Below are 16,101 nucleotides of genomic sequence, written 5' to 3'. Positions count from 1 at the left end.
ATATGATGTTCAATAACAAATCCGGACATGAGGGCGTTTGCCGCGCCGACCCGCTTGGCGGGGCGGCCGGCGCCACGGCTCTGGTGCTGGCGCTCAACAAGCCGGTCTACCCGCTCTATGTCTGGTTCCTGGCCGAAAGCGCGTTTCATCTCTCCCTGCTGACCGCGCTGACCATGCCGCTCTATCTCGTCGTCTGGCATCTGTCGCGTATCGGCAAGGGGCGTGCGGCCCGTCTCGGCATGGTGATTGTCGGCGTGGTCGACACGTTGGCGATCGCCTTTGTTCTCGGCGGGGAGAGTGAGACGCTTGCCTTCCTGTTCGCCTGCCTGATGCTCGCCGGACTTTGCTTCTACCGCACGGAGGTCTGGCTCTCGCGCGGACTTGTCGCGGCGATCTTTGTCCTGTTTGTCGCCCTTGAGGGGCGCATCGGAGCGCCGTTGATGCCGGTTGCGGCAAACGACATGCGAAACCTTGCCTTTCTCAACGTCACCGGAGCGGCTGCGCTTGCCGCCTTCATCATGCTGCGCCTCCCGAGGGCGGAGCGGCCTGAGTGAACTTCAGAGCGCCGGCTTCATCAGGTGGAATTGCGCGACGTCGATCCGTCCGGCGCTGAAGCCGGAGGCGCAGTAATTGAGGTAATAGCGCCACATCCGGCGGAAGCGCTCGTCGAAGCCGAGCGGGTGGATTGCCTCCCATTCCGATAGGAACCGCTTTTCCCATTCCAGCAGCGTGCGCGCATAGTCGTTGCCGAAAGAGAACAGGTCCTTCACCGCCAGACCGGCGCTCGATGCGCCCTTGCGGAAGGTTTCAATAGAGGGAAGCATGCCGCCGGGAAAGATGAAGTGCTGGATGAAATCCGGATTGTTCCGGTAATCGTCGAGGCGGTGATGCTCGATCGCGATCGACTGGATGACGGCCGTGCCGCCGGGCGCCAGCCGCTGGTTGACCGTGTCGAAGAAGACCGGCCAGTTTTCCTCGCCCACGGCCTCGAACATCTCGATCGAGACGATTTTGTCAAAGGTGCCCCGGCAATCCCGGTAATCCTCGAGCCGAATGTCGGTCTGCGCGGCAAGGCCATTGTCGGCAAGCCGCTTGCGGGCGAATTTTGCCTGCTCCTCGGAAAGCGTCAGGCCGGTGACGTGGCAGCCGGTGGTTCTGGCCGCATGCTCGGCAAAGCCGCCCCAGCCGCAGCCGATCTCCAGGATCCGGTCTTGCGGGCCCACCTGGAGGCAGGCGAGGATGCGATCGTATTTCGCCGTCTGCGCCTCCGGCAGGGATCGCTCGCGGCCCTCGTAGAGCGCGCTCGAATAGGTCATCGTCTCGTCGAGCCACAGCTTGTAGAAGGCGTTGCCGAGATCGTAGTGGAAAGCGATGTTGCGCTTGCTGCCCGTCTTGGTGTTGGCGCGCAGGCGGTGGCGCAGGCGGCTCATCTGGGTGAACAGATAGGAGGAGGAGAGCGTCTTCGACAATTCCTCCTCATTGGCGATCGCCAGATCGATCACCGCGCCGAGATCCGGCGTATCCCAGTCGCCGTCAATATAGGAGCGCGCAAAGCCGAGGTCGCCCTCGCTCAAAAGGCGGAAGAGCGGGCGGGGGTTATTAAGACGGATTTCCGCGGCAGGGCCAGCCTTGGCTCCGGAGACGCGGGTGCTGCGGCCATGGGGGAAACGAAGCGTCAGCGAGCCGGTGTTGATCCTGGCCGCCATGCCGGCGATCGGCTTCTGCCAAAGTTTCAGGCTCTTTTGCGGTGCGTCTTGATCATTCATCTCGGTCATCGGCTCTGTCCGTTCGCGACGGGCCGCCCGCGACAACGCTTTGAACGCGCAATGCGGATGGCCGGTGTTTGAATACCGGTATTCCCTTCATCAACAGACGTAAAGCTTCGAGGTGGATCCCCGCAATGATTTTGATGGTCATCAGCGGATAGGCCGCAAAGGCGGAAAGAAGCGCACGGTCGGAGAGCGCCCCGCGCTTGCCGTTGAAGGCCGCGAACAGAAGCGGACCTTCGCCATCCTTCTCGTTGATCCGTACCGACACCGTTTCGCCGGGCGGCGCGATGGAAAAGTGATAGGTGCACTCCATCGGGATGAAGGGGGAGACGTAAAGCTGCTTTTCCGCCGTCTGCCGCACGGGCCGGCTGTCATCGGCGACGGGGATGACGTAGGTCATCCGCTCTTTGAACGTGTTGCAGACCTCGTAGAGGATCGCGACGAGGCCGCCGTTTTCGCGGTAGCAGAAGTAGACCGTGAGCGGGTTGAAGACATAGCCGAGAATGCGCGGATAGCAGAGCATCTCCACACGGGCGACCGGCTCGGAAATGCCGGCTCGCTCGACTTCGCCCAGCGCCCAGGATTTCAACCCGCCGCCGTCAAGAGCGCCGTGATCGCGGTCATGGACGCTGAAGAGGGCGAAGCGGTTGTGACCGAAGAGCCGCATTGCGCGATCAAGCTTCGGCAGCTCGTCAAGGTCGATCAGCAGCGAGAACACGCGGTAGTGCAGCCGATGCGTCTTCGGCCGGTGACGCCGGTGAATGACATCGCCTTTGAAGAGGGCGGAGTTCCAGCTCATTCGGCGGCAACCAGGTTCGGTTGAAGGTGGATGCGGCCGGACTCGTTTTCCACCGACCAGGGGCGCCGGACGCCGCCGAGCGCTTCCGCCACAGCGAGGCCCGACTGCAACCCGTCCTCGTGAAAGCCGCTGCCGAAATGCGCGCCGCAATACCAGACATTGCCGCGTCCCTGGATCCGCCAGAGGTCGTGCTGGGCCTCGATCGCGCCGCGGTCGAAGAGGGGATGGGTGTAGGTGTAGCTGGCATGGATTGCATCCTCACGGATGGGCTCGGCCGGATTGAGCGTCACGAACAGCGGATAGTCCTCATCGATATTCTGCAGCCGGTTCATCCAGTAGGTCACGCACAGCGAGATGTCGTCGGCCCTCTTTCGCTCGAGATAGTTCCAGCTCGACCAGACCTTGCGACGTCTCGGCATCTGCCGCTCATCACTGTGCAGATAAGCATCGTTGACGGTGTAGCGAAAGGCCGAGAGAAGCTTTTTCTCGGTTTCGCCGGCATCCGCCAGCATGGCAAGCGCCTGGTCGCCATGCGTTGCGACGACGACGGCGTCGAATCCCTGTTCCTCGCCATGATCGAGCGTCAGGCGCACGCCAGTGTCGATACGATGGATCTGCCGGACCGGCGTCGAAAGGCGGATATCGCCGTTGATCTGCTCCAGCATGCGCGTGACGTAACTCCGGCTGCCGCCGGACACCGTGCGCCACTGGGGCCTGTCGACGAGCGTCAGAAGCCCGTGACTTTCAAAGAAACGGGTGAAGGCGGCCAGAGGGTAGGCGCGCATCTGATCGGCCGTGGTCGACCATATCGCCGCGCCCATCGGCAGGATGTGATCTTCGACAAAGCGTCTGGAATAGCCCTTGGCGTCGAGATAGTCGCCAAGCGTCAGCTGAAGTCCGGACGTCTCCTTCGCCGCTGCCGGCGCCTCCCGATAGAAGCGGAAGATATCATAGACCATCCGCCAGAAGCTGAAGCGCAGGATATTGGACTTCTGCGCCAGCATGGTGGCGATGTTTGTGCCTCCATATTCGAATGCGCCGTTGTTGAGCGAGGCCGAGAACGACATGTCCGAATCCTCCGTGGCCACGCCGAGATGGGAGAACAGGGCGGTGAGGTTCGGATAGTTGCGTTCGTTGTAGACGATGAAGCCTGTGTCGACGGGGATGTGCCGGCCGTCAATGACCGCATCGGTAGTGTTCGAATGGCCGCCGGGGCGGCTGTCGGCCTCGAACAGCGTGACATGGGCGGATTTGCTCAGGAGCCATGCCGCCGAGAGGCCGGAAATGCCCGAGCCGATGACGGCAATCTTCCTGTCGGCGCGGAACTTCCGGTGGGCCTTGTCCAGCGTGTGATGCATGCGCGGTTTTCCTCTGTTCTTTGCCCTGAATAACGTCTCCGACAGCCGGACGGATTGAAATCGGAAGAAATTTGTTGGAACCTTCAATCCGGTTGGAAAACCGCGCCGTTATAGCTGGCATGACAGACCTTGCTCATCATATGCCGGCCGCCGGCACGGTTTCCAGCGCCGCCCGCTCCAGGGCGGCACCCATGATCGTGGGACTGCGGATGCCAAAGTCGAAAGGCCCAGCCTTGCCGGAAATGACGGCCGAAGAAATGACGCTCTGTCTGGTGCGGACCGGACGGTCGCGCGATGTCGCCTCCTTCGAGCGCCTGTTCGTCCATTTCGGTCCGCGCATCCGCAGCTTCATGCTGAAACGCGCGCTCGACGGACAACTGGCCGAGGAACTGATGCAGGAGACCATGATGATGGTCTGGCGCAAGGCCGCGCTGTTCGATCCGCAGCGCGGCAATGCGTCGGCCTGGGTCTTCACCCTTGCCCGCAATGTGATGATCGACAACCTGCGCAAGGCGAAACGTCCTGAATTCGATCCGACCGATCCTGCTTTCGTGCCGGATGCCCCGGAGACGCCGGACATCAATTACGAACAGGATGAAACTGCCGTACGGATCCGGCAGGCGCTGGCCACCTTGCCGGAGGAACAGGCAGAGTTGCTGCGCATGTCGTTTTTCGAGGATATTTCACACAGCATGATCGCTGAAAAGACCAATTTGCCTCTCGGGACCGTGAAGTCCCGGATCCGGGCCGCGTTTTCCAGACTGAAAGCGGCGCTTGGAGAAGACCGATGACCCCGATCACCCACCACATCTCTGATGCCCTGTTGCTTGAATATGCCGCCGGAACGCTGGAGGAAGGCTGGAGCCTTGCAGTTGCCACCCATCTCGCGCTCTGCCCCGATTGCCGCAAGCGCCTTGCGCTGATGGAGGCCGCGGGCGGCGCGCTGATGGAAAGCATCGCGCCTGAGACGACGCCCGAGCGCGAGCGCGAGAGCTGGGAGGCCATGCTGCAGCGGCTGAAGGCAGAGCCGGCCGAAGCGCCCGAAAGCGAGACGAAGCCGGCGCCCCGGACAATCGACGACGTGGACCGGGCGATCCCGGAACCGTTGCGCTCCTATATCGGCGGTTCGCTGGAGGCGGTCGAATGGCGTCGCCTCGGCATTGGTGCTGCACAGTATCAGGTTCCCGTTGATGGCGACCTCAACGTCAAGCTGCTGCGCGTCGGGCCCGGCCGGCCCCTGCCCGAACACGGCCATGGCGGCCGCGAGCTGACGCTGATCCTGAAGGGCTGCTATCGCTGCGATGGCGAGGCCTTCGGTCCCGGCGACTTCGACGAGGAGGACGAGGAGACGGTGCACGAGCCGGTGGTGACGCCGGATGGCGAATGCATTTGTCTGATCGTGACCGACGCGCCGCTGAGGTTCAAGAGCCGCATGATGCGCGCCGTCCAGCCGTTCCTGGGCATATGAGGAGGCGTCGATGACCCGCTACCTGATCGCCTTCGCCGTCATGGCCGCCTGTTTCTCGGTTCTCGACTTCATCTGGCTCGGCACGGTCGCTTTCAGCTTCTACGAGGCGCATATCGGCCAGTTGCTGCTGCCTTCTCCGAATTGGACCGCCGGTTTAAGTTTCTACTTTATGTACTTGATCGGCATATATTATTTCGTTGTTTATCCCGGGGTGAAGGCGCGCTCCTGGCTGAAGAGCCTCGTCAATGGCGCGGCGTTCGGCTTCATCGCCTACGGCACCTATGACCTGACCAACATGGCAACGCTGAAGGACTGGTCCTGGGCCGTCGTCGGCGTGGACATGGCCTGGGGCACCTTCGCGACCGGACTGACCGGCTTCCTCAGCACCTTTGCGACCGGGCGGATCATGGCCCGCCGGGCCCGCGCTTGACTTCACCGCGCATGTGGCATTCAAACGGCTGATCGTCCACCACGCGGATTGCCATGTTCAAGCTCACCCGTCCCGCAACAGCCGAGCGCGAAATCAAGAGAAGCCGGTTTGCGACCATCGCCGCGCCGATCGCCGACGAGGCGGCTGCGAAGGCCTTCATCGCGGAAAATTCCTTCGCCGATGCGAGCCACAATTGCTGGGCCTGGCGGATCGGCGCCGACTATCGTTTCTCCGATGACGGGGAGCCGGGCGGGACGGCCGGCAAGCCGATCCTGCAGGCAATCGAGGGCCAGGAGGTCGACAATGTCGTCGTGGTCGTCTCCCGTTGGTTCGGCGGGGTGAAACTCGGCACGGGCGGGTTGGCGCGTGCCTATGGCGGCAGTGCCGCGGAGTGCCTGCGCGAGGCCGAGAAAGAAGAGATTATCCCGACCATCATGCTCTCCGTCGCGATCGCCTTTACCGATCTGGCGCTGGTGGAATCACGGCTGGAGGCCTTTGACGACATCGTCACGGCCGCGCGGGATTTCGACGCTCAGGGTGCGGTGTTCCGCCTTGTGGTGCCTGATGCGAGGCTTGTGCCGCTCGCCGAATTGCTGCGTGACCTCACGAACGGCCGCGCTGTGATCGATCCGGACATTCTGGCTGATCCCGCCTTTTCCACCTAAAAAAACGTGGCTCCGCCGCTTTCTTCCGCGAGCGCCGGGCCTATTTAGCCTATGGTGATGAGGCGCTGCGGGAACCGGTGTGGTTTGCGCGGCGTTTTGACCGATCGATTTCTCTTTTCCGACAGAGGTGACCTTCATGCGCATGACTGCCCCCATTCTCGCTCTCGCCGTGCTTGCCGCCGGCTGCACCCAGCGCTCCGAAACGATCGGCGCCATGCCCGTCTCTCCGGGCGAATACGAGGGCGCGAGCTGCGCGCAGCTCTCTTCGCTGATGGTCTCGGAGAAGGACAGGCTGGAAGAGCTCTCGCGCCTGCAGGACGAGGAAATCGTCGGCGATTTCCGGGTGATGGGCGCAAATCTGGGCGCGGTGGCGGCCGAGGGCGCGGGCAACCAGGAAAACGCGATCGCCTATGCCAAGGGCAAGGTCAACGCGATCGACATCGCCATGCGCCGCAAGGGCTGCGCGATGTGAGCATCGCGCCCGGCGCGCGATGATGCGATGCGCCGGGCGGTCTGCCTTGGCGGATCGCATCCTTGTGTGTAGAAGAGGGCGACGCAGCGGAAAAGGCAGAGAATTGCATGACATCGGCAGGCGAACCGGAGGGGGAACGCCCCGAGGCTGAGGCCTCTTCCGGAAAGGCGCGCGGGGCGGCCCCCTGGCTCTGGCCCGGGCTGGTCGCCGCCTCCGCCGCCCTTGTCGTGCTGCTTTCCCTTGCCGGCCTTCCGGCCGCTCTGCTGCTCGGGCCGATGCTCTCGGCCATTGCCTTCTCCTTTTTCGGTTTTCGCATCGCCGTGCCGCGCGCGCCCTTCAGCCTGGCCCAGGGCCTTGTCGGGCTGCTGATCGCGCGGACCATGACATGGCCGGTGGTGCAGGAGATCGGCCATGACTGGGCGATTTTCGCCGCCGGGGTGCTGTCCGTGGTCTTTGCCGCCGTCGCCCTTGGCTGGCTTCTGGCGCGGTTCCGGGTGCTTCCGGGAACGACGGCGATCTGGGGCGCCTTTCCGGGCGCCGCCACGGTGATGACGCTGATGTCCGGCGCATTCGGCGCGGATATGCGGCTCGTTGCCTTCATGCAATATACCCGCGTCGTCATCGTCACCATCGTTGCCGCCACCATTGCCCGGCTCTGGACCGGAACCGGCGGCGGGGGCGCGCCCGAGCCCATCCTCTGGCTGGCGATGCCGGACTGGCAGGCGCTGCTGCAGACGCTCCTCCTCGTCGTCATCGGCGTCGTCATCGGCCGCCGCTCGGGCCTTCCGGCGGGCGCGATGATCGTGCCGGTGATCATCGGATCGGCGCTCAATGTTGCGGGCCTCGTGACAATCGAACTGCCGCAGCCGCTGCTGGCCGCCTCCTATGCGCTGGTCGGCTGGGCGATCGGCGCGCGCTTTGACCGCGACGTCATCCGCCATGCCAGCCGGGCGCTGCCGCGCGTGCTCGCTTCCATTCTGGCGCTCGTGGCGATCTGCGCGGTGTTTGCCTTTCTGCTGGTGGAATTCGCCGGCATCGATCCGCTGTCCGCCTATCTCGCCACCAGTCCCGGCGGCGCGGATGCGGTTGCCATCATCTCCGCCTCGACCGATGTCAACGTCGCCTTCGTCATGTCGATGCAGATCGCCCGCTTCTTCTTCGTCATGGCGCTCGGGCCGATGCTGGCGCGCTTTGTCGCCAGGCGGAGCCATTTTTAGGATAAAGCGCAAATAGCGTTGTCGGTCGAAGACGATCGGGTTAGCCTCAGCCAACCACAAAATCAGGGTCAGGCGGAGGAAATCCCATGTGCACGCGCATCTTCTATGAAACCGGAACGTCAACCTATATCACCGGCCGCTCGATGGACTGGCGCGATGTGACGATGGAATCGGACCTCTGGGTGTTTCCGCGCGGGATGGCCCGCAATGGCGGCGTCGGCGAGGGCTCGGCCACCTGGACCTCCAAATACGGATCGGTGATCGTCGCGATCTACAATCTCGCCACTTCCGACGGCATGAACGAGGCGGGCCTTGCCGGCAACATGCTCTATCTGGTGGAATCGTCCTATGGCGATCCGGCCGAGCGCAACAAGCCGCTGATCTCGGTCGGCGCCTGGCTGCAATACATGCTCGACAATTTCGCGACCGTCGCGGAAGCGGCCGAGGCCATGGCCGACGACCCGCTGACGGTGATCACCGGCGAGGCGCCGAACGGAGCGCCGGCGACCGTGCATCTGGCGCTTTCCGATGCCTCCGGCGACAGCGCGATCTTCGAATTCGTCGGCGGAAAGCTCACCATCCATCATAGCCGCGACTACAAGGTGATGACCAATTCGCCGACCTATGACCAGCAGCTTGCGATCAACGGCTACTGGAACCTTGTCGGCGGCAAGAGCTTTCTGCCCGGCACGGTGAACGCCGCCGACCGCTTCGCCCGCGCCAGCTACAACCTGAAATCCGCAACGCCGCTCAAGGACCGCCGCGCGGCACTCGCCTCCGTGTTCTCGCAGGTGCGCGCGATCTCGACCCCGCTCGGCATGTCCGACCCCGAAAAACCCAACATTGCCTCCACCCTCTGGCGCACCGTCGCCGAACACGAACACCGCCGCTACTATTTCGACTCCGTCATCAACCCGTCGGTGTTCTGGGTCGATCTCGCGGATTTCGATCTCTCCGAGGGCGCTCCGGCAAAGACGCTGGGGCTGAACGATCCGGCACTGCCGGGCGGGGATGTTGCGGGGCTGATGAAAGAGGCGGCGCCGTTTGAGTTTCTGGTGCCGTGAGCAGAGAGGTCCAAAGGCTTGATCTTCTCAAAGACGTTTTCTGCCCAACCAACTGGGTCGATCGCACTCTGCTGTGCAACGCCGAACTTGCGGAGTCGGATCCAGATGCCGATTCTGCATTTTCCTGGGACCTGACCTCAATCAAATGCCTTGCCCATAAAAACGGCTAAATCTTTTTATAACTTGGGTTTTCCTTTACCATTTGCGTGATGGACGATGCTCGGACGGCTTCAGATAAAAATGGTGGCTTTTTTAGTTCTGCTGGGCTTTATGGCAGCAGCGGGAGCAGGCCATGCGTTTGAGAAACCGTCCGAAAACCTCTGTGTCGTGTTGGCTCTGTCGCATGAAGCGCCGGGGGATATCTCGTCCGGCTGCGACAAGACCGTGCCTCACGACAGCTGCCTTGGTCATGCCAGTTGTGTGCTCTATATCGAGCCTGATATTTCTTCCGGTTGGTTTGCTCCCATAGGCACTGGCGGCTCGGTCGGGCTGGTAAATTTTATAACTGGTCTGTCGCTGCCGCCGGATACCCCACCTCCCATTATCGTTCTCTGAGCTGTTCTGCATCAAGCCGCTGCCGGCCACTTCGGCCTTCTCGAGCCGAAACTGGCGGCGCCATGGCAGAACGAACGAGTCCCTCGGTGCGTCCAACGACGTGCCGGCGCGATCCAGTCGCAAACATGGGCAATCCCGCCCGTGCGGCTGATCCTGATGACAATACGCTCAGAAGGGAGATATCCATGAGCAAGTTTCTTATCGCATCTGCGATTGTTCTCACCCTCGGCGCTGCGGCTGCCGTAGCGAACCCGGCTCACCATTCGGATGGCCAAAACGGCATGATGATGGGCGAAGGCATGATGCCGGGGAATGTAATGGGCAGGGGAATGATGAATTCCGACATGATGGTCGTCATGCTGGACACCAACGGCGACGGCGCGATTGCGCTCGCTGAATTCCAGGCCATGCACGAGCGGATGTTCCGTTATCTCGATACCAATGGCGACGGTCAGCTTGACGCCTCCGAACTGGCTGCGCATCACGACGGCTTTACCCCCGACGCGGATCAGGAGTGAGACCCATGCACCATACTCTTGCCAGAGCCGCGCGCCTTGTCACCACGGTCGGGGTTTCCGTCATGCTCGTCGGCGTCTCCGCCGCTTTCGCGGCCGGTCCGGCCATTCCCGAGGGCACGGGCATGACCTCATGGGTCGAAAACGGGGAGGGTGGCGTCTACCTTCTCGAGTTGCGTGAGGGCGGTTTGCCGGAAGGTGAAGCTTCTGTCGTTGGCGAGGTGCTTAGCGACAGCAATTGTGCACCGGATGCCGACAATATCAACCATTGCGAAAACGTGATCCGCTTCTCCGATGGCAGCACGCTAATGGCCGTCAATAACCACCGCATGGCCGTCAACCGCTGCCTGAGGCGTGGCGAGAAAGTCTACGTTTCCAATCTGGAAGAAGGTTGGCTTGTTGTCAGTACCGGTGCTGAGTGAGGGCGACGAATACTGACTGAAAGCAAGGAGGCCGGCGTTTCCGCCGGCCTCAAATTACATTTAGCGTTATGGTTCGCGCTTACTCCGCAGCCTCCGCATACGTACTCATCGGCGGGCAGGCGCAGGCCAGGTTCCGATCCCCATAGACATTGTCCACGCGGTTGACCGGTGGCCAGTATTTGTCGACGCGGAAGGCGCCGGGGGGGAAGCAGGCTTGTTCGCGGGAATAGGGATGGTTCCATTCGCCGACGAGATCTTCCACCGTGTGCGGGGCGTTCTTCAGCGGGTTGTCCTCCCGGTCGGCGCGGCCTTCCTCGATATCGGTGATCTCGGCGCGGATCGCGATCAGGGCGTCGCAGAAGCGGTCAAGCTCGGCCTTGGTCTCCGATTCCGTCGGCTCGATCATCAGCGTGCCGGGGACGGGGAAGCTCATCGTCGGCGCGTGGAAGCCGCAATCGATCAGGCGCTTGGCGATATCGTCGACGGAGACGTCGGCGCTGTCCTTCAGCGGGCGCGTGTCGATGATGCATTCATGCGCGACGCGGCCCTTGTCCGACTTGTAGAGCACCGCGTAGGAACCTTTGAGCCGTGCGGCAATGTAGTTGGCGTTGAGGATCGCCACGCGGGTTGCCTGCGTCAGCCCTTCGCCGCCCATCATCAGGCAGTAGCTCCAGGAGATCGGCAGGATCGAGGGCGAGCCGAACGGGGCGGCCGAGACCGCGCCGCCATCCGCATCCGTCGCCGGATTGCCGGGCAGATGCGGCGCCAGATGCGCCTTGACGCCGATCGGCCCCATGCCCGGACCGCCGCCGCCATGGGGAATGCAGAAGGTCTTGTGCAGGTTCAGGTGGCTGACATCCGAGCCGATATCGCCCGGCCGCGAAAGCCCCACCATCGCGTTCATGTTGGCGCCGTCGAGATAGACCTGACCGCCATATGTGTGCGTGATCTCGCAAACCGCCTTCACCGTCGCCTCGAACACGCCATGGGTCGAGGGATAGGTGATCATGCAGGCGGCGAGATTGTCGGCATGTCGCGCGGCCTTTGCGGCGAAGTCATCGAGGTCGATATCGCCATTGTCGCGCGATTTGACCGGCACCACCTTCATGCCCGCCATCTGGGCGGAGGCCGGATTGGTGCCGTGCGCCGAGGTCGGGATCAGGCAGATGTCGCGATGCGCCTCGCCATTGGCGCGGTGGAAGCGGCGGATCGTCAGAAGCCCCGCATATTCGCCTTGCGCGCCCGAATTCGGCTGCATGGAGAAGGCGTCATAGCCGGTGATGGCGCAGAGTTTTTGCGACAGATCCTCGATCATCTCGCGATAGCCGAGCGCCTGGTTTTCCGGCGCGAAGGGATGGATATCGGCGAATTCCGGCCAGGTGATCGGCAGCATTTCCACCGTGGCATTGAGCTTCATCGTGCAGGAGCCGAGCGGGATCATCGCCCGGTCGAGCGCCAGATCGCGGTCGGCGAGGCGGCGCATATAGCGGGTCATCTCGCTTTCGGCGCGGTTCATGTGGAAGATCGGATGCGTCATGTAAACGCTTGTGCGCAATAGGCTTTTCGGCAGGCGATAATCCGCCTCGAACTCGGCGATCGAGAATTTTCCGCCGAACGCCTCCCACACCGCTTCCACATGGGCGGGACGGGTGCGCTCGTTGACCGAGATACCGATCTTCGTTTCGCCGACCTTCCTCAGATTGACGTTGTTTTCCACCGCGTTCCTGAGGATCAGGCCCTGAAACGCGCCGACCTCGACCGTGATCGTGTCGAAGAAGGTTTCGGGCTCGACGGTGAAGCCGAGCGCTTCCAGCCCCTTGGCCAGCAGCACGCCCTTCCTGTGGACCTGCTGGGCAATGGCCTTCAGCCCGTCGGGACCGTGGAAGACGCCGTACATGGCGGCCATGACGGCGAGCAGCACCTGGGCGGTGCAGATGTTCGATGTCGCCTTTTCGCGGCGGATATGCTGTTCGCGCGTCTGCAGCGCCAGACGATAGGCGCGGTTGCCGCGGCTGTCGACCGAGACGCCGACAAGGCGGCCGGGCATGGAGCGCTTGTAGGCATCTTTCACCGCCATATAGGCCGCATGCGGGCCGCCATAACCGAGCGGCACGCCGAAGCGCTGGGACGAGCCGATGGCGATATCCGCATCCATCTCGCCCGGCGATTTCAGGAGCGTCAGCGCCAGCGGATCGGCGGCGACGGTCGCGATCGCCTTCGCCTCATGCAGTGCGGCGATCACGTCGGTGAAGTCGCTCACATGGCCGTAGGTGCCGGGATACTGGAACAGCGCGCCGAAGACGTCCTCGGCCTTCAGGTCGGTAAACGGATTGCCGATGATGATCTGCCAGCCGAGCGGTTCGGACCGGGTTTTCAGGAGCGCGATCGTCTGCGGGTGGCAGTTCTCGTCGACGAAGAAGGCGGTTGCCTTCGATTTCGCCACGCGGTTGGCCATGGCCATGGCTTCTGCCGCCGCCGTTGCCTCGTCCAGAAGCGAGGCATTGGCGATGTCGAGGCCGGTGAGGTCCGCCATCATCGTCTGGAAGTTCAGGAGCGCTTCAAGGCGACCCTGGCTGATTTCCGGCTGATAGGGCGTATAGGCCGTGTACCAGGCCGGGTTTTCCAGAATGTTGCGCTGGATCACCGGCGGCACGATGGTCGGGTTATAGCCCTGGCCGATCATCGAGATCATCGGCTTGTTCTTGTTGGCGGTCTCGCGCAGCTTGTCGAGCGCCTCGCGCTCGGTCATCGCCGGGCCCCAGGCAAGCGGCTGCTCCTGGCGGATTTCGGGGGGCACGGTGTCATCGATCAGCGCGTCGAGACTGTCATAGCCGATCGTCTCCAGCATTTTCGCCATCTCGACGGGCGAGGGGCCGATATGGCGGCGGTTGGCGAAGTCGTAGGGCTGGTAATCGGTGAACTGGAATTCGGCAGGCGTCGTCATCAGGCGATGAACTCCTTGTAGGCCGCTTCGTCCATCAGCGCATCGGCATCGGCGGGGTTGGCGAGCTTCAGCTTGAAGAACCAGCCGCCCTCCATGGGCTCGGCGTTGACGAGCTCGGGATTGTCGGTGATCGCTTCGTTGACTTCGGTGATCTCGCCGGCAAGCGGGCAGAACACGTCCGATGCGGCCTTGACGGATTCAACGGTCGCGGCATCGTCATTCTTCTCGAAGGTCGCGCCGACTTCCGGCAGTTCGACGAAAACGAGGTCGCCGAGCTGTTCGGCGGCATGCGCCGTGATGCCGACGGTCGCGATGCCGTCCTCGATCTTCAGCCACTCGTGTTCTTCGGTAAATTTGATGGTCATGGCAATAAGGTTCCCGCTCAGCGTTTGTAGGTGGGTTTGATAAAGGGGGTGTCGGTAATGGTGACGGGCAGGAATTTCCCGCGCACCTCGGCATAGAGGGTCGTGCCGGTCTCGGCGTGGTCTGCTGCCACATAGCCCATGGCGACAGGCACGCCGACGGAGGGGCCGAAACCGCCGGAGGTGACGTGGCCAATCTCGGTTGCGCCCTTGTCATCGGCAAAGAGTTTCGCCGGCGGGCGGATCGGCGCGCGGCCTTCCGCCTTCAGCCCGACGCGCAGGCGCTTTGCACCTTCGGCAAGCTGCTGCAGGACGATATCAGCGCCGGGAAAGCCGCCTTCGCGATCGCCGCCGGGCCTGCGGGCCTTCTGCATGCCCCAGACGAGCGAAGCCTCCACCGGCGTCGTGGTCGTGTCGATGTCGTTGCCGTAAAGGCAGAGCCCGGCTTCGAGCCTCAGCGAATCACGTGCGCCAAGGCCGATCGGCTCGCAGTCCTCATGCGCCAGCAGCGCGCGGGCGAGCGCCTCGGCATGTTCGGCGGGGACCGAAATCTCGAAACCGTCCTCGCCGGTATAGCCGGAGCGCGAAATCACGCAGGTCACGCCCAGGATTTCGCAGGCGCGCACATCCATGAATTTCATCTCGGCAACGGCCGGGCAGAGCGGGGCCAGCACGTCTTCGGCCTTGGGACCCTGCAGCGCCAGAAGCGCCTTGTCTTCGAAATGCGTCTCGACCTCGCAAAGGTCCGAGAGGTAGGCCTTCATATGGGCAAGGTCGGCATCCTTGCAGGCGGCGTTGACGATGACGAGCAGGTGATCGCCGCGATTGGCGACCATCAGGTCGTCCAGAATGCCGCCTTCCTGATTAGTGAAGAAGGCATAGCGCTGGCGGCCGGGCTTCAGCCCGAGGAGGTCGACCGGCGCCAGTTTTTCCAGCGCGATCGCCGCATCGGCGAGGTTGCCGGAGCGCGGTTTCAGCCAGACCTGACCCATATGCGAGACATCGAAAAGGCCTGCCTTTTCACGGGTATGCAGGTGTTCCTTGAGAACGCCCATCGGATATTGCACAGGCATGTCATAGCCTGCGAACGGCACCATGCGGGCGCCGAGCTCCAGATGAAGCGCGTGAAGCGGGGTTTTTTCTAGCGGTTCTTGCGAGACCAAGACTTGCCTCCGGATTGCGTTTGACGAAAACGCCGGCTCAAAGGGGTGGGCGCGTGTGACACGCCCGTTTCGAATGAGCCCCCTCTGTCCCGTTTGCCTGAGATTATTATCCCTTCGGCCGGTCCCGGCGGATGCCGGACCTTGTCTCCAGAGTTCAGAAACACGCGCTGGTCCTTTGGCCTGAGAGTTTCCGGGGCAGTTGCTCCTTCGGCACCGCTTCACGAAAAAGCGGGTTCTCCCAACGCGAATTTTCAAACGGATTATCCAAGTTGTGGCGGGATTTGCAAGAGGGCACGGCATGCCGGTGCACCGAAATTGGCGCAAGCCCCGCATAACGCGCGTAGAGGCTTGTGAATTGAAGCAAAGCCAAGCTAGGATATTAGGGCACTCTGGCTGGCGTTTCCATTATCCAGGCAGAGCGCATGGGAGGCGTTCATGCGCCGCGCGCATTCGGTTTAATGCGGGAACCGCTGCGGTCGGGACTAGAAGGAAATGCAATGCCTCAGATCGTCTCTCATGCCCTGATCGCCGCCATCGGCGGCGGGCTTGGCGCAGCGTGCCGCTACCTTGTCGGTGTCCTCGCCATTCGCGTTATCGGCCACGGTTTCCCCTGGGGAACATTTATCGTCAATGTTCTCGGCTCGCTTTTGATCGGACTTCTGGTCGAAGCCGTGGCCCGCCTTTTGAACCAGTCCGCGGAAATGCGCATGTTCCTGGTGACCGGCTTTCTCGGGGGCTTCACCACATTCTCGTCTTTCTCGCTCGATGCGATGAATATGATCGAGCGCGGCGACTACATGCCTGCGCTCGTCTATGTCGGCGCCAGCGTCGCGCTCGGCCTGGCTGCCGTATTCGCGGGCCTCGCGATCGGGCGTATGGTGTTCTAAGACCATTTCAT

General features: G+C 62.6%; 18 protein-coding genes and 1 riboswitch. Of the genes, 12 read left to right on the top strand and 6 right to left on the bottom strand.

All coding sequences use genetic code 11. The annotated features are described in order from the left end of the window. Positions 1 to 5 precede the first annotated feature (5 nt). On the top strand, positions 6 to 554 hold the full coding sequence (locus tag JET14_RS10365) for a hypothetical protein (protein WP_200333368.1): 549 nt from the start codon (positions 6 to 8) through the stop codon (positions 552 to 554). Positions 555 to 557: 3 nt separating this feature from the next. Here JET14_RS10365 and JET14_RS10360 read toward each other — a convergent pair whose 3' ends face one another. From JET14_RS10360 to JET14_RS10350, 3 genes are read right to left on the bottom strand one after another with little or no spacing between them, the layout of a single operon-like run. Continuing rightward, positions 558 to 1,775: an SAM-dependent methyltransferase gene (locus JET14_RS10360; RefSeq protein ID WP_246750280.1), complete on the bottom strand. Its 1,218-nt coding sequence runs from the start codon at positions 1,773 to 1,775 to the stop codon at positions 558 to 560. Beyond that, complete coding sequence (locus tag JET14_RS10355) at positions 1,759 to 2,568, bottom strand: DUF1365 domain-containing protein (protein WP_200333367.1); 810 nt, start codon at positions 2,566 to 2,568, stop codon at positions 1,759 to 1,761. The genes JET14_RS10360 and JET14_RS10355 overlap by 17 nt, the downstream gene beginning before the upstream one ends. Further along, positions 2,565 to 3,926: an NAD(P)/FAD-dependent oxidoreductase gene (locus JET14_RS10350; protein WP_200333365.1), complete on the bottom strand. Its 1,362-nt coding sequence runs from the start codon at positions 3,924 to 3,926 to the stop codon at positions 2,565 to 2,567. Before JET14_RS10350 ends, JET14_RS10355 begins: the two co-directional genes overlap by 4 nt. A gap of 191 nt (positions 3,927 to 4,117) precedes the next feature. Between JET14_RS10350 and JET14_RS10345 the strand changes: the two genes are divergently transcribed. The 10 genes from JET14_RS10345 (at position 4,118) to JET14_RS10300 (ending at position 10,734) form a co-directional block, all read left to right on the top strand. Then, positions 4,118 to 4,717 carry a sigma-70 family RNA polymerase sigma factor gene (locus JET14_RS10345; RefSeq protein ID WP_245308955.1) on the top strand — a complete coding sequence of 200 codons (600 nt, stop codon included), beginning with the start codon at positions 4,118 to 4,120 and terminating at the stop codon, positions 4,715 to 4,717. Beyond that, positions 4,714 to 5,394, top strand: a complete 681-nt coding sequence (locus JET14_RS10340; protein ID WP_200333363.1) for a ChrR family anti-sigma-E factor — start codon at positions 4,714 to 4,716, stop codon at positions 5,392 to 5,394. The genes JET14_RS10345 and JET14_RS10340 overlap by 4 nt, the downstream gene beginning before the upstream one ends. Positions 5,395 to 5,404: 10 nt before the next feature. Further along, on the top strand, positions 5,405 to 5,824 hold the full coding sequence (locus JET14_RS10335; protein WP_200333361.1) for a DUF2177 family protein: 420 nt from the start codon (positions 5,405 to 5,407) through the stop codon (positions 5,822 to 5,824). Positions 5,825 to 5,877: 53 nt separating this feature from the next. Beyond that, entirely contained in the window at positions 5,878 to 6,489 is a 612-nt protein-coding gene (locus tag JET14_RS10330) for an IMPACT family protein (protein ID WP_200333359.1), read from the top strand. Between the two features lie 136 nt (positions 6,490 to 6,625). Then, on the top strand, positions 6,626 to 6,961 hold the full coding sequence (locus JET14_RS10325; RefSeq protein WP_200333357.1) for a hypothetical protein: 336 nt from the start codon (positions 6,626 to 6,628) through the stop codon (positions 6,959 to 6,961). A gap of 107 nt (positions 6,962 to 7,068) precedes the next feature. Continuing rightward, complete coding sequence (locus tag JET14_RS10320; RefSeq protein WP_200333355.1) at positions 7,069 to 8,178, top strand: AbrB family transcriptional regulator; 1,110 nt, start codon at positions 7,069 to 7,071, stop codon at positions 8,176 to 8,178. A gap of 86 nt (positions 8,179 to 8,264) precedes the next feature. Continuing rightward, positions 8,265 to 9,242, top strand: a complete 978-nt coding sequence (locus JET14_RS10315; protein ID WP_200333354.1) for a linear amide C-N hydrolase — start codon at positions 8,265 to 8,267, stop codon at positions 9,240 to 9,242. Positions 9,243 to 9,458: 216 nt separating this feature from the next. Next, positions 9,459 to 9,797: a hypothetical protein gene (locus tag JET14_RS10310; protein WP_200333353.1), complete on the top strand. Its 339-nt coding sequence runs from the start codon at positions 9,459 to 9,461 to the stop codon at positions 9,795 to 9,797. A gap of 185 nt (positions 9,798 to 9,982) precedes the next feature. Next, positions 9,983 to 10,315, top strand: coding sequence for an EF-hand domain-containing protein (locus JET14_RS10305; protein WP_200333352.1), 333 nt, complete (start codon positions 9,983 to 9,985; stop codon positions 10,313 to 10,315). Between the two features lie 5 nt (positions 10,316 to 10,320). Further along, positions 10,321 to 10,734, top strand: a complete 414-nt coding sequence (locus JET14_RS10300) for a hypothetical protein (protein ID WP_200333351.1) — start codon at positions 10,321 to 10,323, stop codon at positions 10,732 to 10,734. Positions 10,735 to 10,813: 79 nt separating this feature from the next. On the opposite strand, the gene gcvP is transcribed toward JET14_RS10300, so the two are convergent. From gcvP to gcvT, 3 genes are read right to left on the bottom strand one after another with little or no spacing between them, the layout of a single operon-like run. Further along, positions 10,814 to 13,678 carry an aminomethyl-transferring glycine dehydrogenase gene (gene gcvP / locus JET14_RS10295; protein WP_200333350.1) on the bottom strand — a complete coding sequence of 955 codons (2,865 nt, stop codon included), beginning with the start codon at positions 13,676 to 13,678 and terminating at the stop codon, positions 10,814 to 10,816. Further along, a complete protein-coding gene (gene gcvH / locus JET14_RS10290) occupies positions 13,678 to 14,043 on the bottom strand; it encodes a glycine cleavage system protein GcvH (protein ID WP_138748983.1) in 366 nt (121 codons plus the stop codon). The genes gcvP and gcvH overlap by 1 nt, the downstream gene beginning before the upstream one ends. 17 nt (positions 14,044 to 14,060) lie before the next feature. Continuing rightward, positions 14,061 to 15,137: a glycine cleavage system aminomethyltransferase GcvT gene (gene gcvT / locus JET14_RS10285; protein ID WP_246750620.1), complete on the bottom strand. Its 1,077-nt coding sequence runs from the start codon at positions 15,135 to 15,137 to the stop codon at positions 14,061 to 14,063. Between the two features lie 224 nt (positions 15,138 to 15,361). Continuing rightward, a riboswitch (glycine riboswitch) is annotated at positions 15,362 to 15,454 on the bottom strand. 246 nt (positions 15,455 to 15,700) lie between these two features. Here gcvT and crcB point away from each other — a divergent pair. Then, a complete protein-coding gene (gene crcB / locus JET14_RS10280; RefSeq protein ID WP_200337931.1) occupies positions 15,701 to 16,090 on the top strand; it encodes a fluoride efflux transporter CrcB in 390 nt (129 codons plus the stop codon). Positions 16,091 to 16,101: the final 11 nt, after the last annotated feature.

Source organism: Martelella lutilitoris, assembly GCF_016598595.1.
GTDB classification, from domain to species: domain Bacteria; phylum Pseudomonadota; class Alphaproteobacteria; order Rhizobiales; family Rhizobiaceae; genus Martelella; species Martelella lutilitoris_A.
The sequence above is the reverse complement of the archived record's forward strand: the minus strand, read 5'-3'. Positions and strand labels throughout refer to the sequence as shown.

What these genes read in the sequence shown, in the direction of transcription:
- JET14_RS10305 (WP_200333352.1), top strand. Translation starts at nt 9,983, where the DNA reads ATGAGCAAGTTTCTTATCGCATCTGCGATTGTTCTCACCCTCGGCGCT.
- JET14_RS10365 (WP_200333368.1), top strand. Translation starts at nt 6, where the DNA reads ATGTTCAATAACAAATCCGGACATGAGGGCGTTTGCCGCGCCGACCCG.
- JET14_RS10300 (WP_200333351.1), top strand. Translation starts at nt 10,321, where the DNA reads ATGCACCATACTCTTGCCAGAGCCGCGCGCCTTGTCACCACGGTCGGG.
- JET14_RS10345 (WP_245308955.1), top strand. Translation starts at nt 4,118, where the DNA reads ATGATCGTGGGACTGCGGATGCCAAAGTCGAAAGGCCCAGCCTTGCCG.
- JET14_RS10350 (WP_200333365.1), bottom strand. Translation starts at nt 3,926, where the DNA reads ATGCATCACACGCTGGACAAGGCCCACCGGAAGTTCCGCGCCGACAGG.
- gcvH (WP_138748983.1), bottom strand. Translation starts at nt 14,043, where the DNA reads ATGACCATCAAATTTACCGAAGAACACGAGTGGCTGAAGATCGAGGAC.
- JET14_RS10310 (WP_200333353.1), top strand. Translation starts at nt 9,459, where the DNA reads ATGCTCGGACGGCTTCAGATAAAAATGGTGGCTTTTTTAGTTCTGCTG.
- JET14_RS10315 (WP_200333354.1), top strand. Translation starts at nt 8,265, where the DNA reads ATGTGCACGCGCATCTTCTATGAAACCGGAACGTCAACCTATATCACC.
- gcvP (WP_200333350.1), bottom strand. Translation starts at nt 13,678, where the DNA reads ATGACGACGCCTGCCGAATTCCAGTTCACCGATTACCAGCCCTACGAC.
- JET14_RS10320 (WP_200333355.1), top strand. Translation starts at nt 7,069, where the DNA reads ATGACATCGGCAGGCGAACCGGAGGGGGAACGCCCCGAGGCTGAGGCC.
- JET14_RS10355 (WP_200333367.1), bottom strand. Translation starts at nt 2,568, where the DNA reads ATGAGCTGGAACTCCGCCCTCTTCAAAGGCGATGTCATTCACCGGCGT.
- gcvT (WP_246750620.1), bottom strand. Translation starts at nt 15,137, where the DNA reads ATGGTGCCGTTCGCAGGCTATGACATGCCTGTGCAATATCCGATGGGC.
- JET14_RS10360 (WP_246750280.1), bottom strand. Translation starts at nt 1,775, where the DNA reads ATGACCGAGATGAATGATCAAGACGCACCGCAAAAGAGCCTGAAACTT.
- JET14_RS10340 (WP_200333363.1), top strand. Translation starts at nt 4,714, where the DNA reads ATGACCCCGATCACCCACCACATCTCTGATGCCCTGTTGCTTGAATAT.
- JET14_RS10335 (WP_200333361.1), top strand. Translation starts at nt 5,405, where the DNA reads ATGACCCGCTACCTGATCGCCTTCGCCGTCATGGCCGCCTGTTTCTCG.
- crcB (WP_200337931.1), top strand. Translation starts at nt 15,701, where the DNA reads ATGCCTCAGATCGTCTCTCATGCCCTGATCGCCGCCATCGGCGGCGGG.
- JET14_RS10325 (WP_200333357.1), top strand. Translation starts at nt 6,626, where the DNA reads ATGCGCATGACTGCCCCCATTCTCGCTCTCGCCGTGCTTGCCGCCGGC.
- JET14_RS10330 (WP_200333359.1), top strand. Translation starts at nt 5,878, where the DNA reads ATGTTCAAGCTCACCCGTCCCGCAACAGCCGAGCGCGAAATCAAGAGA.